The sequence below is a fragment of the Arsenicicoccus sp. UBA2120 genome (assembly GCF_002330965.1).
Taxonomy (GTDB): domain Bacteria; phylum Actinomycetota; class Actinomycetes; order Actinomycetales; family Dermatophilaceae; genus Arsenicicoccus; species Arsenicicoccus bolidensis.
In genome coordinates, this window is sequence record NZ_DCYC01000017.1 from 1 (window position 1) to 14,792 (window position 14,792).

The window sequence follows — 14,792 nt, forward strand, 5'->3', positions numbered from 1 at the left end:
TCCCAAGCGCAGGCCTGATCCCACGATCGCGGCGTTGCCAGGTCGGCGCATGATTGCTCTGCCGCTCTTGGGACACGCGGGCCAGCCTCCACGGCAATGCTATCCGCTCGCGTCCTTTCGCGACCATGGCCCGGCATCTGTCCCGGGCTGAAGTACGCACTATCGATGCGCGACACCGGATCCACACCAAACAACACCAGGAGTACCTGCTCATAACCCTTCCATTCCTGCGGAGCCAACTCTGAAAGCAGCGACGGGACGAGACACGACCCGCGGCATGAGCGCGCGCAAATATCCTGGGGTGCTCAGCGAGGCCTCACCTCGACTGCGCGCGGACACCAACACCCCGGTTGCCCTCCACCACCGACATCCTCCCGCAGGACAGACTTGCCTCATGGGCACGATGATCTCCCTGAGCCTCAATGAGGTCAGCATCGACTACGGCAAGAACCACTACTGGACCGGCCACGCATGGCTGTTCCCACCAGGCAGCGAGAAGGTCGTGCCCTACACGTATGCCGCCTCATGGGACTCGAGCGACCGCAACACCACCGTCACCGAGGAGCATCTCGCTCTGTCGGCGCCGCTGGACCAGGTGCGCCGCCGGATGGACTTGCTCGGGCACACGTTGGAAGAGACTCGCGATGCTTATGATGATCTGCTGAGGCGCTGGAACCGAACTTATGCTCTGCGTCTACCGTTCGACCGGTACCTGGACGTGGTCGCCAGCATCGACTTCGCGAACATCACTAGGGCTGATCAGGAGTCTTTTAGCTACGACATTCACGAGTTGCTCGTGGCTCGGTTCGCGGTGAGCGACCCTCAGAACGAAGATGAGGACGGCTATTGGGACCGCCTCATCAAGGACGAAAACAACGGCGAGAACCGGCTAGGAGGGCTCGAGGACTTCATCCGTGAACGCGTGCCTCTGGCGATCATGCTGCGCTGCATGGCCGAGCGCGCGAGCAACCTGCCTCTCCCACTCTCGTGGGAGTACCACGACCTTGTCGATAACGGCTGGGAAGACAAAGCCACCCTGATGGAGATCGACCGCACCCGCGAGACCCTAAACTTGGTCCGGCTGTACGGACGACTACAGGAGCACTCAGGGAAGCCCTCGATAAGGAGCTTCGATAACTGGCTGGCCAGACGCGGATGCCCGCAGACGACGAACTACCAGAAGGTAGCGTCGACGGCGACAAAGAACGAGGTTCTGACGCTACCCAGCGCGGTCCGGAACATGATTCACCACCCCGAGAACCGTCTCCAAACCTACACCAACACTGACCTCCAGCAAGCGATGGAAGAACTGATCGCCATCTCCCTCGCAGAAGGCCTCGCATGAGCGAGACACGAGTCACCTCGGACGCGGCATGAGAGGATGTCTTCCTCCCGCTGGATCGACGTGTCTTTGAACGCCTTCCGTCGCTCGCGTCCCGCGAAGAGCTGAGAGGTGACGTAAGGCGTTCAAAGTGCCCTAGTACCCCATTCGCGACCGCCTATCGCCATTACCGGGCGCATACGAACCCACGTGGCTGGGCGAAACTTGCCGCGTCGGGACGTTCGTAGCTCCGTTAGGATGGACCCGTCCGTAGGGGTGTGCTTTCTATCTGGCGACGAGGCCCCCGAGTTCGCCTCCCACGTCCTCAACTCCCTGCGCCAGCCGCTCGAGTCGGGGACGGTGACGATCGGTCGGACCGATCGGATGCTGACCTTCCCCGCCCGCTTCCAGCTGGTCCTCGCCGCCAACCCGTGCCCGTGCGGCCGGGCCGTGGGCAAGGGCCTCGGCTGCACCTGCACCGTCAACCAGCGTCGTGGCTACCTCGGTCGGCTGGCGGGCCCGTTGCTCGACCGCATCGACCTGCAGCTGTCGGTGCCGGCGGTCTCCCGGCTCGAGCTCGTCGAGGCCGACCCGGAGCCCACGGCGGTGGTGGCCGCACGCGTGGCGCAGGCGCGCGCCGTCGCGGCGGAACGCTATGCGGGCGAACGCTGGTCGCTCAACGGCGAGGTGCCCCCCGGCCGGTTGCGCCGTGGCCCGCTGCGCCCGTCCCGCCGAGCCACGCAGCTGCTCGACCGCACGCTGGACCGGGGCGGGGTCACACTGCGCGGATACGACCGGGTGACCCGGGTGGCGTGGACGCTGGCGGATCTGGCGGGGCACGCGAGCCCGACGAAGGACGACATCGACCAGGCGCTGACGCTGCGCGGTGCTGCGGAGGTCGCGGCATGAGGCCCGACGAGCTGCCCCGCGACGAGCGATCGGCTCGCGCCCTGTGGAGCCGCATCGCGGAGCCCGCGGACGCGCGCGTGGCGGGGCTGCTCCAGCTGCACGATCCCGTGGCGGCCCTGCACCTGCTGCCCGGCGACGGCATCGCGCGGCACGACGCCCTGCGTGACCGACTCGCGGCGGCAGAGCCGGGCCGCGACCTGGCGCTGGCCCAGCGCTGCGGCGCACGCCTGCTCGTCCCGGCGGACGAGGAGTGGCCTCCCGGTCTGGAGGATCTCGACCCCGCCAAGCGCCCCTACTGCCTGTGGGTGCGTGGACCCGCCCGGCTGGCCGAGGCGATGGAGCGCAGCGTCTCGGTCGTGGGCTCCCGAGCGGCGACGGAGTACGGCCAGCGGGTGGCCGCCGACCTCGGCGCCGGTCTGGCGCAGCGCGGGTTCGCCGTCGTGTCGGGAGCGGCGTTCGGGATCGACGCGGCGGCTCACCGGGGTGCGCTGGCCGAGGACGGGGAGACCGTGGCCGTGCTCGCCGGGGGCGTCGAACGCCCTTATCCCGCGGCGCACGAGCGCCTCATCGCCCGCATCGCCGAGACGGGAGCCGTGGTGAGCGAGGTGGCCCCCGGTTGCGCCCCCACGCGCTCCCGGTTCCTGCTGCGCAACCGTCTCATCGCCGCCCTGAGCCAGGGGACGGTGATCGTCGAGGCCGGCTACCGCAGCGGGGCGCTGAGCACCATGCGGGCCGCAGCCGAGCTCGTCCGGCCGGTCGCGGTGGTGCCTGGACCCGTGACCAGCATGACCAGTGCCGGGTGCCACCAGGCGGTGCGCGACGGCGTGGCCGAGCTCGTGACGGACGCGGCCGAGGTGGCCGAGCTCTGCGGTCGCATGGGGACCCACCTGGCCCCAGAGCGTCGTGCACAGGTCCAGGAGCTCGACCTCCTGGGCGACGCGGACGCCAAGGTCCGGTCTGCCCTCCCGGTCCGCAACCTGGCCAGGTTGGAGTCGATCGCCCTGGCCGCCTCGCTGACGGTGCCCGAGACGCGGGCCGCCCTGGGCCGGCTCGTGACGCTGGGGCTGGCCGAGTCGCGTGACGGCGGCTACCGCCTCGGCCCCGAGGCGCGCCGGCGCCCGGCGCGTCCGTCCGGCGGTCCTTGCTCCTGACCTCGGCGTTTGGGACCGTGACCGGGTGGCCGAGGACTTGATCGAGCAGTTCGCGCAGCACCTGCGGGTGGAGCGCGGACGGTCCGAGTACACGGTCCGGGCCTATGTCGGCGACCTTCGCGCGCTGCGTTCGTACGCGAGCGAGCAGGGCGCCGAGGACCTGACCGACCTCGAGCTGACGGACCTGCGCTCCTGGCTGGCCAGGCAGGGCACCCAGGGTGCGGCCCGCGCGACCGTGGCCCGCAGGTCCGCGGCGGTGCGCTCGTTCTATGCCTGGGCCACCCGACGCGGTCACCTGCCCCGCGACCCGGCGGCCAGGCTCGCGTCTCCGCGGCGCTCCCGGACGCTGCCGGGAGTCCTCGACCACGCTCAGGCGGACGCGCTCCTCCGGGCCGCGGCCGACGGGACCCACCGGACGAGCGGAGGACGGCCCACGAGCGCCGGACGGGCCACGAGCGCCGCCGACGACGAGGCTCGGGGCGAGGTCGATCCGCTGACGTTGCGGGACGCCGCCATGGTGGAGCTGCTCTATGCCAGCGGCATCCGCGTGAGCGAGCTGGTCGGTCTGGACCTCGACGACGTCGACGCATCCACCAGGACGCTGCGGGTGCTTGGCAAGGGCGACAAGGAGCGGACGGTGCCCTACGGCGTGCCGGCGCAGCGGGCCCTCGACACCTGGCTGACGCGCGGACGACCGCAGCTCGTCACGCCGGCGAGCGGACCGGCCCTGCTGCTCGGTCGACGCGGCAGGCGGGTCGACCCCCGCCAGGTGCGCGAGGTCGTCCACCGCCTGCTGGCGCAGGTGCCCGACGCGCCGGACCTCGGACCGCACGGCCTGCGGCACAGCGCCGCGACGCACCTGCTCGACGGGGGCGCGGACCTGCGCGTGGTGCAGGAGCTGCTCGGGCACTCGAGCCTGGCAACGACGCAGATCTACACGCACGTGTCGGTGGACCGCCTGCGCACGGCCTACCGCCAGGCACACCCGCGCGCCTGACGCAGGTCGCCTGGCCTGTCGTGCGGGACTGATGGCTCTCGTGGACGCGGTCAGCGCAGCGGAAGCAGGACGAGCGGGGGACGGTCGATCAGCGAGAGCGGGTCGACATAGACCTGGCCGCGACGGGCTCCCCAGTGCAGGCAGGATGACGAGCAGTGGCCGGGCCCGTCGGCCACCACCGCGATCACCTGCCCCTGCGTGACCTGGTCGCCGACGGACACGCGCGCCACGACGGGTTCGTAGGTGCTGCGCAGGCCGCCCTCATGGTCGACGGACAGGACAGGCCTGCCGGCCACCATGCCGGCGAAGGCGACCACCCCGTCGGCCGGAGCGACGATCGCGGCGCCGGGTCCAGCTGCCAGGTCCACCCCGCGATGACCCCGGGCCCACGGTTGCGGGGGAGCGGTGAACCGCGTGACCACGCGCAGCGGCCGCACGGGTGCGGTCCACCGTCCCGGCGCGCGCGGCGCCGCAGACCGGGGGAGGGCCTGACCCCGTGACGGTGCGGGTGGCGGTGCCGCCGAGGGCGTCGACGTCCTCGCGGCGAGGTGCGCCGTTGGTGCGACGGGCGCGGGTCTGGAGCGCGCGGCGGCCGGCGCCGAGACGTGGGCACGTCCGGTGGTGCGGTTGTCGGGGACGGGAGCGGCAACGAGGGTCGCGGCGGCCACCGAGGCGGTGGACAGCGCCACCAGGGCGGTCGGGAGGGGGCGGGCGATCGGCATACGGCCGAGGCTGGGGTGCGGGTCAGGCGCGGGGCAAGGACCGGCCGTGCACCTGTGGACGAGCACGCGGATCCTCGCGCCGCCGCGCGTGGCTGTGGACGACGGGGAGGCCGGAGCCCCCGACCGGTCAGGGACGGTCGACGGGGGCTCGCCTGGTCAGGCGCCGAGCGGCCTCGCGGAGCACGTCCTCCTGCTTGCAGAACGCGAAGCGCACGAGGGACCGAGCGGCCTCGGTGTCGTCGTGGAACGCGGCGACGGGCACACCGGCGACGCCCAGCTCCTCGGGCATCCGGCGGCAGAACGCCATGGCGTCGGTTCCCCCGAGCGGAGCGACGTCCGCCACGGCGAAGTAGGCGCCGGCCGGGACGCTCACGTCCAGCCCGGCCGAGCGCAGCCCGTCGACGAGCAGGTCGCGCCGGATCTGCAGGGTGGACGCCAGCTCGGCATACCGCTCGGTGGGCAGGGCCAGGGCGGTCGCCACACCGACCTGGAACGGTCCGGAGTGGGCGAAGGTCGTGAACTGCTTGAGCTGCCGCACGGCGGCGACGGCGTGCGCGGGGCCGGTGAGCCAGCCGACCTTCCACCCGGTGGCGGAGAAGGTCTTGCCGGCCGACGAGATCGTGACGGTGCGATCGCGCATCCCCGGGAGGGTGGCCATGGGCACGTGCTCGATCCCGTCGAAGGTCAGGTGCTCGTAGACCTCGTCGCACACGACCCACGCGTCGTGCTCCCGGGCGAGCTCGGCCACGAGCTCCAGGTCGGCCCGCGAGAGGACTCGCCCGGTGGGGTTGTGGGGGCTGTTGAGCAGGACAACGCTGGTACGCTCGGAGAACGCGGCCCGCAGGGAGGCCTCGTCGACGGCGAAGTCGGGGAAGCGCAGGACGCTCGTGCGACGGACCCCGCCCGCCAGCGCGATCGTGGCGGCATAGCTGTCGTAGTAGGGCTCCAGCACGACCACCTCGTCGCCGGGACGCACGAGGGCCAGGATGGTCGACGCGATGGCCTCGGTGGCACCGACCGTGACCTGCACCTCGCAGCCCGGGTCGACCGTCAGCCCGTAGAAGCGGGACTGGTGCTCGGCGATCGCCTCGCGAAGCACCGGCATGCCGGGACCCGGGGGGTACTGGTTGACGCCGTCGTGGATCGCGCGGCAGGCGGCCTCGAGCATCTCGGGCGGACCGTCCGAGTCCGGGAAGCCCTGCCCGAGGTTGACCGCGTCGTGCTGCTGGGCGAGCGCGGTCATCTCGGCGAAGACGGTGGTGCCGAACGGCGTCAGCGCGGGGTGGCCGGGGGTGCGAGGCATGGGGCGACGGTAGCCGACCCCCCGTGACGCCGTGACGCCGTGCCGCCGGCTGGTGCCCCGGCGGGGCGTGCCGGGTGGGGATTAGGTCGCGGTGAACCCCTCCACGTAGGATGGCAGGACGGGTGACGTGTGCCTGGCCTCGGCCGGGAGCACTGATCCCGAATTCGCGCGCCTTCTCGCCGGACGAGTCGATCTCGATGCAGTCCGGGGCGCACCACGGCAGTCCGACCCCCTGGTCGGCGGGGTGCGTACGCAGGCGCCAGGCACGGCCGTGGCACCCCGCCGCGCGACCGTGGGTAACTGACAACGACAGAGAGAAGGACCTCGGCATGGCCGTCGTCACCATGCGCCAGCTCCTCGAGAGCGGCGTCCACTTCGGGCACCAGACCCGTCGCTGGAACCCCAAGATGAAGCGCTTCATCCTCACCGAGCGCAACGGCATCTACATCATCGACCTGCAGCAGTCGCTGACCTACATCAACGACGCCTTCGAGTTCGTCAAGGCCACCGTCGCCCACGGCGGCAGCGTGCTCTTCGTCGGCACCAAGAAGCAGGCGCAGGAGCCCGTCGCCGAGCAGGCGACCCGCGTGGGCATGCCCTACGTCAACCACCGCTGGCTCGGTGGCATGCTCACCAACTTCAACACCGTCTCCAAGCGCCTCTCGCGCCTCAAGGAGCTCGAGGAGATCGACTTCGACGACGTGGCCGGCTCCGGTCGCACCAAGAAGGAGCTCCTCGTCCTCAAGCGCGAGAAGGACAAGCTCGAGAAGACCCTCGGCGGCATCCGCAACATGGCCAAGGTCCCCTCGGCCGTGTGGATCGTCGACACCAAGAAGGAGCACCTCGCGGTGGACGAGGCCCGCAAGCTGGGTCTGCCCGTCATCGCGATCCTCGACACCAACTGCGACCCCGACGAGGTCGACTACAAGATCCCGGGCAACGACGACGCCATCCGCTCGGTCACCCTGCTGACCCGCGTGATCGCCGACGCCGTGGCCGAGGGCCTCGTGTCCCGCTCGTCCGGTCGCTCCACCGAGGGCGCCACCGAGGCCGAGCCGCTGGCCGAGTGGGAGCGCGAGCTCTACGCCGAGGCCGCCAAGTCCGACGCTCCTGCCGAGGCGACCGAGCAGGCCGAGACCCCCGCCGCCGAGGGCACCCAGCCCGCCGACGTCACCGAGCAGGTCGCCTCCGCGCCGGAGGGCGTCGAGCAGGCTGCCCCTGCCGTCGAGGCGACCGAGCCGGCCACGCCCGCCGCCGAGCAGGCCTGAGCCTCCTCAGCGATCGCGTCAACCACCACTTCGAACCCGCGTAGAAAGTAGCTACGACACATGGCTAACTACACCGCAGCCGACATCAAGGCGCTCCGCGAGAAGACCGGCGCCGGCATGCTCGACGTCAAGAAGGCACTCGACGAGGCCGACGGCGACCAGGCCAAGGCCACCGAGATCCTGCGCGTCAAGGGTCTCAAGGGCGTCACCAAGCGCGAGGGCCGCTCCACCTCCAACGGTCTGGTCCGCGCCAAGGTCGACGGTGGCGTCGGCACCCTGGTCGAGGTCCTGTGCGAGACCGACTTCGTCGCCAAGGGGGACAAGTTCGGTCAGCTGGCCGACACCGTGCTCCAGGCCGCGGTCGACTCCCAGGCCGGCGACGCCGAGACGCTCCTCGCCCACGAGGTCGACGGCAAGTCCGTCAAGGAGCTGCTCGACGAGGCCAACGCCACCATCGGCGAGAAGATCGAGGTCAAGCGCGTGGCCCGCCTCGAGGGCGACAAGGTCACGTCCTACCTGCACAAGACCAGCCCCGACCTGCCCGCGCAGATCGGTGTCCTGATCGCCACCGAGGGCGGCGACGAGCAGGTCGCGCACGACGTCGCGCTGCACATCGCGGCGTTCGCGCCGAGCGTCCTCACCCGTGACGACATCGACGAGCAGACGGTCGCCAACGAGCGTCGCATCGCCGAGGACACGGCCAAGGAGGAGGGCAAGCCCGAGGCTGCGCTCCCCCGGATCGTCGAGGGTCGCGTCAACGGCTTCTTCAAGGAGCAGGTCCTGCTCGAGCAGCCGTTCGCGAAGGACGCCAAGAAGACCGTCGGCAAGGTCCTGGAGGAGGGCGGCGCCAAGGCCACCGCCTTCGCCCGCTTCCGCGTCGGCAGCTGATCCCCGCGCCCCTGGGCGCACCGCACCGGGCCCGGTCCACCTCACGGTGGACCGGGCCCGGTCGCGTCCCACCCACCTCACGGTGGGCCGGGGCCCGGTCGTGTCCCAGCCTCCGGACGACGTGGCCGACCGACGGCCGTCGGGTCGCCAGGAGGGTGCTGCCGTGTGACAGACTGTGCGGCGGTCGGCCGACCGATCACCCGCCCACCTGGCAAGGAGCCGCACGATGACCGAGACCCCCGACAACCGTGGCTACCAGCGGGTGCTGCTCAAGTTGTCCGGCGAGGTATTCGGAGGGGGCAAGGTGGGGCTGGACCCGGAGGTCGTGCGGGGGATCGCCCGGCAGATCGCCGAGGCCGTGAAGAGCCAGGTCCAGGTCTGCGTGGTCATCGGCGGCGGCAACTTCTTCCGCGGGGCCCAGCTGCAGGACAAGGGCATGGACCGGGCCCGTGCCGACTACATCGGCATGCTCGGCACCGTGATGAACTGCCTCGCGCTGCAGGACTTCCTGGAGAAGGAAGGGGTCGAGACGCGCGTGCAGTCCGCGATCGAGATGACCCAGGTGGCCGAGCCCTACATCCCGCGCCGCGCGATGCGCCACATGGACAAGGGCCGCGTGGTCATCTTCGGCGCCGGCGCCGGGATGCCCTACTTCTCGACGGACACCGTCAGCGCCCAGCGTGCCCTCGAGACCAAGTGCGACGCCGTGCTGATCGCCAAGAACGGCGTCGACGGGGTCTACGACTCCGACCCCAAGACCAACCCGGCCGCCCAGCGCTACGACAGCCTGACCTACGCCGAGGCCCTCGCGCGGGGGCTCAAGGTCGTCGACGCCGCCGCGTTCAGCCTGTGCATGGACAACAAGCTCCCGATGATCGTCTTCGGCATGGAGGGCGACGGCAACGTCGCCGCCGCCGTGCGCGGTGAGAAGATCGGGACGGTGGTCACCGCCTGAGCAGCTCGCCTGCCGACCGCCGCGAGCCCCGGTCGTGCCCTGCAGCACCGGGCTCGTAGCGTCAGACCCCGACGATTTTCGCCATACGGACGATGGAGGCACCCCATGATCGACGACATCCTGCTCGAGGCCGAGGACAAGATGGACAAGGCCGTCGAGGTGGCCAAGGAGGACTTCGCGTCCATCCGCACCGGGCGGGCCAACCCCGCGCTGTTCCACAAGATCATGGTCGACTACTACGGCGCCGCGACGCCGCTGCAGCAGCTCGCGTCCTTCCAGGTGCCCGAGGCGCGGATGATCCTGATCACGCCGTTCGACAAGGGCGCGACCCACGAGATCGAGAAGGCGCTGCGCTCCTCCAACCTCGGCCTGAACCCCAACAACGACGGCGGCGTGCTGCGCATCAACCTGCCGGAGCTCACGCAGGAGCGCCGCAAGGAGTACATCAAGCTGGCCCGCGAGAAGGGCGAGCACGGCAAGGTCTCGATCCGCAACGTCCGGCGCAGCGCCAAGGACCAGATCGACAAGCTCGTCAAGGACGGCGACGTCGGCGAGGACGAGGGCACCCGCGCCGAGAAGGAGCTGGACACCCTCACCAAGAAGCTGACGGACCAGATCGACACCCTGCTCAAGGGCAAGGAAGCCGAGCTGCTCGACGTCTGAGCGAGCGACGCGAAGGACACCGTGCCCACACCTGACATGCCGCCGGCCCTCGAGGGCTCGCGGGTCCAGCGACGGATCCAGCGGGCCCTCGACGTGGCCCGTCGGTCCAAGAGCCCCGGCAAGGCCGGGCGCGACCTCCCCGCCGCCATCGGGGTCGGCGTGGGTCTCGGTGCCCTGATCATCGGCTCGTTGGCGTGGCGGCCGGAGGCCTTCCTCGCCCTCGTGACGGTGGCGATCGTCATCGGGATGTGGGAGGTCGTGCAGGCGGTCCGCAACGGCCGGGTGCAGGTGCCCCTGGTGCCCACCATGGTGGGTGGCGTCGCGATGCTCGCGAGCGCCTACTGGGGCGGTCCCCGGCCGCTCACCCTCGCCTTCACGCTGGCGGTCCTGGCCCTGCTCGTATGGCGTTCCCTGCAGGGCGTGGCCGACGCGATGCGAGACGTCTCCGGAGGCGTGCTGACCCTGGCCTACGTGCCGCTGCTCGCCAGCTTCTGCATCATGCTGCTCGCCCAGCCCGACGGGGAGCTGCGGGTGGTGACCTTCATCGCGGTCACGGTGTTCTCCGACATCGGCGGCTACGCGGTCGGCGTGCTCAAGGGCAAGCACCCCATGGCGCCGTCCATCTCCCCCAAGAAGTCCTGGGAGGGTTTCGCCGGCTCGATGGTCACCTGCATGCTGGTGGGGGCCGTCTGCACGACCTGGCTGCTCCACGCCCCCTGGTGGACCGGTGTGCTGCTGGGCGCGGCGGCCTGCGTCACCGCGACGGTCGGGGACCTGTGCGAGTCGGTCATCAAGCGCGACCTCGGCATCAAGGACATGGGCCACATCCTCCCGGGGCACGGCGGCATCATGGACCGGCTGGACTCGTTGCTGCTCACCGCGCCGATGGCCTGGCTGGTCATCACCTATCTCGTGCCCGCGGCGGTCTGAGCTGCCGGCACGGCCGCGCGAAGGGCGTCACCACGCGTGGGGGCCGGCGGGGCGTCATACCTGAGACAATGGTGAGCGATGAGTGACTCCCAGCCGCAGGACCTGCCCACGCCGACGACCCGTCCGGTGCCGGGCCAGCTGACCTTCTCCGCGCCGCGCCGCGGCAAGCCGCCGGCCCACCTGGCCGACTTCGCGCTCGACGAGCGCAAGGCGTTCGTGACCGAGCTCGGGCAGCAGGGCTTCCGGGCCAAGCAGCTCAGCGTGCACTACTTCGACCGGCTGGTGACGGACCCCGAGGACATGCCGGACCTGCCCAAGGCCCAGCGCGCCGAGCTGGTCGCGCAGTCGCTGCCGCAGCTGCTCACCCCCATCACGACGCGGGTCGCCGACGGGGGAGCGACGCACAAGAAGGTGTGGCGGCTGCACGACGGCGCCCTCGTCGAGTCGGTCGTCATGCGCTATCCCGGCCGGGCGACGATCTGCATCTCGAGCCAGGCCGGCTGCGGCATGAACTGCCCGTTCTGCGCCACCGGCCAGGGTGGGCTGCAGCGCAACATGAGCACCGCCGAGATCGTGGAGCAGGTCGTGAGCGCTGCCCGTGCGCTGCGGGCCGGCGAGCTCGGCCCGATGCCCGAGGGCGACCAGGGACCGCTGCGCGTGTCCAACGTGGTGTTCATGGGGATGGGCGAGGCGCTGGCCAACTACAAGGCCTCGATCGGGGCGATCCGGCGTCTCGTGGAGCCCGCTCCAGCAGGGCTCGGGATGAGCGCGCGCGGGGTCACGATGAGCACCGTCGGGCTGGTGCCCGGCATCGACAAGCTCGCGGGCGAGGGCATCCCGGTCACCCTGGCATTGTCGCTGCACGCCCCCGACGACGAGCTGCGGGACGAGCTGGTCCCCATCAACACCCGGTGGAAGGTCGACGAGGCGCTGGACGCCGCGCGCCGCTACTTCGACACCACCGGGCGACGCGTGTCGATCGAGTACGCCCTGATCAAGGACATCAACGACCAGGCCTGGCGCGCCGAGCTGCTCGCCGACAAGCTCAACGCGCGAGGGAACGGGTGGGTGCACGTCAACCCCATCCCGCTCAACCCCACGCCGGGCAGCCGGTGGACGGCCAGCCGCAAGGGCGTCGAGCAGCAGTTCGTGGAGCGGCTGCGCGGGCGCGGCATCTCCACGACCGTGCGTGACACGCGGGGGCAGGACATCGACGGGGCGTGCGGCCAGCTGGCGGCGGCCACGGCCTGACGGTCAGGGGGTCCGGCGCCCCTTGAGCTTCTGCCGCACCCACCGCGCGATCAGGATGACGAAGAACGCGATCACGGCGTACTGGAACCAGCCGGCCCACTCCTCGATGCGCGCCCACTGCGACCCCAGGGCGTAGCCGCCGAGGATGAGCGCGGCGTTCCAGCAGAGCGAGCCGAGCGTCGTGAGCAGGCAGAAGATCGCGAGCGGCATCCGCTCGACGCCCGCCGGGATCGACACCATCGAGCGCACCATCGGCACCATCCGGCCGAAGAACGTGACGGTGCGCCCGTGCCGCTCGAACCACTCGAAGCCCTTGTCGATGTCGTGCACGTCGACCAGAGGGACCTTGCGGGCGATGGCGTTGACGCGCTCGCGGCCGAGGACGGCGCCGGCCCAGTAGAGGATGAGCGCGCCGACCAGGGATCCGACGGTGCTCCAGATGATCGCGCCCGCCAGCGTCATGCCGCCGCGATAGGCGGTGAAGCCCGCCAGCGGCAGGATGAGCTCGCTGGGGATCGGCGGGAAGACGCTGTCGAGGATCGTCGCCACCATGGCGCCGGGCCCGCCGAGGGTCTCCATGAGGCTGACGGCCCACCCGGTGATCCCACCACTGTCGGGGGCCGCCGAGGGGAGCTGGGCGAGGAGCGCGAGGGAGGTCAGGGCAGTGTCCTTTGCAGGGGCAGCGGTCAGGTCCAGGTCGTCCAACGTCGTTCGTACCCCGAGGAGTTCCGTCCCAGCCCTCCCGAGCGGGCGACGGGCGGGGTCCTCAGCGCAGGGGGGGTGCTGGATTCGCGGAGCAGCTCGGGGACGTCGGCGATGTCGTCGACCAGGTGGATCCGGTCGCCCATCTCGCGGCCGTGGCCGAGGGCCTGGAGCAACGGCCACACCGGCAGGGTCTGGGTCCAGTGCTCGCGCCCGACCAGCACGAGCGGCACGGTCTCGCCCTCGGCGGCGTAGTAGAGCCGCGTCGTCAGCTGGAACACCTCCTGCACCGTGCCCGCGGCGCCGGGGAGGACGACGACCCCCGCCGTGCAGCGGGCGAGCAGCAGGTCCTCGCGCAGGGCGTTGGAGAAGAACTTGGCGATGGCCTGCGCGAACGCGTTGGGCGGCTCGTGGCCGTAGAACCAGGTCGGGATGCCGATGCTCGTCACCGGGTCGGGGGCGCCGAGCCCTTCGCGCACCTCCAGGGCCACCCGGGCCCAGGGGCTCACCTCCGGCCGGAAGGATGGCACCGTGGCCAGCCGCCGCAGCGCGTCCTCCAGCGTCGCGTCGTCGGGGCACGCGGCGCCGAGGTTGGCGGCCTCCATCGCGCCGGGCCCGCCGCCGGTGGCGACGACCAGGCCGTATGCCGCCAGCGCCCGCCCCAGGTGCGCGGCCTCGGCATAGCGCGCGGTCCCGCGGTCGACGCCGTGCCCGCCCATGATCCCGACGACGCGCCGGTCCGCCAGCAGGTCGTCGAGGGCGTCCTCCATGGAGTCGTCGTGCAGGGAGCGCAGCACCGCGACATAGGGGTCACCGACGAGGCTCGCGTCCTGCGACCAGGCGTAGGCCAGCGCGTCCGGGGTGTCGTCGTAGCCCCGGGCGATCCCGGCATACAGCTCCTCCGGGGAGTAGAGACGCGAGCGGTAGACGTCGACGGGGGAGTCGTGGACGGTGGGGAACACGACCGCGCCGGCACCGACCAGGTGACGCACGAGCGGCGGTGCCATCGCGCCGCCGAGGACGACGAGCCCGTGCAGGTCCGAGCGGGCCAGGAGCCGCTCGGCGCACGCGTCGAGGTCGACGCCCTGGACGCGCACGCCGTGCAGGCTGTGGCCGTCGTCGAGCAGGGCCGTGAGGGTGGGCAGGTCCTCGATCTCCATGCCGTCATCATGCGTGACCCAACCGTGACGAGGGGATGACGACGCGAGCCAACCAACCGCGCCGCTGCGGCGTCATCATGGTGATGTCGGCGCAACGCGCCGCAACCGCACACTCGAGAAGGATCCCCCGTCATGCTCCGCCGTTCACTGATCGCGACCTCCGCCACCGCCACCGCCACTCTCGCCCTCGCCCTCGGCCTGGGGATGTCCGCCCCCGCCGTGGCCGCCGCCCCCTCCGTCCCCACGGCCCGAGCGACCCAGCAGGTCACCGCGACCGCACCCGCCGCCTCGGGCGCCGTCACCGCTCGCACCCGCTCGACCCAGGTCACCCGGACGACCGTGCACCAGATCTACGTCGCCATCGCGGGCGACCGGTCCATGCGCGGCTGGAAGCGCGCCGACTGGCGCGTCCAGCGCATCAGCCTCGCCCCCGGCGCCCCGACCTGGGCACGCGCGACGGTCCACCCGACGCGCGGCCAGACCGACGACGCGACCGTGCTGCTGCACAAGGTGGCCGGCCGCTGGCGCGTCGCTGACCTCGGCACCGCGCAGGTCGGGTGCGGCGTCGCCCC

The 14,792-nt window shown here is 71.3% G+C and carries 15 protein-coding genes; 11 read left to right on the forward strand and 4 right to left on the reverse strand.

Going from position 1 to position 14,792, the window contains the following annotated elements; all coding sequences use genetic code 11:
• The first annotated feature begins 394 nt into the window (after positions 1-394).
• The 4 genes from B2P18_RS01590 to B2P18_RS01605 all read left to right on the forward strand — a co-directional run bounded on the left by B2P18_RS01590 (position 395) and on the right by B2P18_RS01605 (position 4,378).
• Positions 395-1,345 (forward strand): HEPN/Toprim-associated domain-containing protein, encoded by a 951-nt coding sequence (locus tag B2P18_RS01590; RefSeq protein WP_019284507.1) that lies wholly within the window; start codon positions 395-397, stop codon positions 1,343-1,345.
• A gap of 234 nt (positions 1,346-1,579) precedes the next feature.
• Entirely contained in the window at positions 1,580-2,230 is a 651-nt protein-coding gene (locus B2P18_RS01595) for an ATP-binding protein (protein WP_029211816.1), read from the forward strand.
• On the forward strand, positions 2,227-3,381 hold the full coding sequence (gene dprA, locus B2P18_RS01600; RefSeq protein WP_286955601.1) for a DNA-processing protein DprA: 1,155 nt from the start codon (positions 2,227-2,229) through the stop codon (positions 3,379-3,381). The genes B2P18_RS01595 and dprA overlap by 4 nt, the downstream gene beginning before the upstream one ends.
• 25 nt (positions 3,382-3,406) lie before the next feature.
• Positions 3,407-4,378 carry a tyrosine recombinase XerC gene (locus tag B2P18_RS01605; RefSeq protein ID WP_286955602.1) on the forward strand — a complete coding sequence of 324 codons (972 nt, stop codon included), beginning with the start codon at positions 3,407-3,409 and terminating at the stop codon, positions 4,376-4,378.
• 50 nt (positions 4,379-4,428) lie between these two features.
• Here B2P18_RS01605 and B2P18_RS01610 read toward each other — a convergent pair whose 3' ends face one another.
• Both B2P18_RS01610 and B2P18_RS01615 read right to left on the reverse strand, forming a co-directional pair.
• Positions 4,429-5,100 (reverse strand): murein hydrolase activator EnvC family protein, encoded by a 672-nt coding sequence (locus B2P18_RS01610; protein WP_084412778.1) that lies wholly within the window; start codon positions 5,098-5,100, stop codon positions 4,429-4,431.
• Positions 5,101-5,227: 127 nt separating this feature from the next.
• Positions 5,228-6,403: a pyridoxal phosphate-dependent aminotransferase gene (locus B2P18_RS01615; protein WP_019284512.1), complete on the reverse strand. Its 1,176-nt coding sequence runs from the start codon at positions 6,401-6,403 to the stop codon at positions 5,228-5,230.
• A gap of 329 nt (positions 6,404-6,732) precedes the next feature.
• On the opposite strand from B2P18_RS01615, the gene rpsB reads away from it, so the two are divergent.
• From rpsB to rlmN, 6 genes are all read left to right on the forward strand, one after another.
• The gene (rpsB, locus tag B2P18_RS01620) at positions 6,733-7,671 is read left to right on the forward strand and encodes a 30S ribosomal protein S2 (protein ID WP_029211813.1); all 939 of its coding nucleotides are present in this window, start codon (positions 6,733-6,735) and stop codon (positions 7,669-7,671) included.
• Positions 7,672-7,731: 60 nt separating this feature from the next.
• A complete protein-coding gene (gene tsf / locus B2P18_RS01625; protein ID WP_019284514.1) occupies positions 7,732-8,559 on the forward strand; it encodes a translation elongation factor Ts in 828 nt (275 codons plus the stop codon).
• A gap of 226 nt (positions 8,560-8,785) precedes the next feature.
• Positions 8,786-9,514, forward strand: coding sequence for a UMP kinase (gene pyrH / locus B2P18_RS01630; RefSeq protein ID WP_019284515.1), 729 nt, complete (start codon positions 8,786-8,788; stop codon positions 9,512-9,514).
• A 105-nt stretch (positions 9,515-9,619) separates the two neighbouring features.
• On the forward strand, positions 9,620-10,177 hold the full coding sequence (gene frr, locus B2P18_RS01635; RefSeq protein WP_019284516.1) for a ribosome recycling factor: 558 nt from the start codon (positions 9,620-9,622) through the stop codon (positions 10,175-10,177).
• Between the two features lie 21 nt (positions 10,178-10,198).
• Entirely contained in the window at positions 10,199-11,107 is a 909-nt protein-coding gene (locus B2P18_RS01640; protein ID WP_286955604.1) for a phosphatidate cytidylyltransferase, read from the forward strand.
• Positions 11,108-11,185: 78 nt separating this feature from the next.
• Positions 11,186-12,358, forward strand: a complete 1,173-nt coding sequence (gene rlmN, locus B2P18_RS01645) for a 23S rRNA (adenine(2503)-C(2))-methyltransferase RlmN (RefSeq protein ID WP_019284518.1) — start codon at positions 11,186-11,188, stop codon at positions 12,356-12,358.
• A gap of 3 nt (positions 12,359-12,361) precedes the next feature.
• Here the strand turns inward: rlmN and B2P18_RS01650 are convergent, their stop codons facing one another.
• Together B2P18_RS01650 and B2P18_RS01655 are read right to left on the reverse strand one after the other, a co-directional pair.
• Complete coding sequence (locus tag B2P18_RS01650; RefSeq protein WP_019284519.1) at positions 12,362-13,063, reverse strand: DedA family protein; 702 nt, start codon at positions 13,061-13,063, stop codon at positions 12,362-12,364.
• Positions 13,045-14,220, reverse strand: a complete 1,176-nt coding sequence (locus B2P18_RS01655) for an LOG family protein (protein WP_019284520.1) — start codon at positions 14,218-14,220, stop codon at positions 13,045-13,047. Before B2P18_RS01655 ends, B2P18_RS01650 begins: the two co-directional genes overlap by 19 nt.
• Before the next feature lie 132 nt (positions 14,221-14,352).
• Between B2P18_RS01655 and B2P18_RS01660 the strand changes: the two genes are divergently transcribed.
• The coding region (locus B2P18_RS01660; RefSeq protein WP_286955605.1) for a hypothetical protein at positions 14,353-14,792 on the forward strand (440 nt) is incomplete at its 3' end.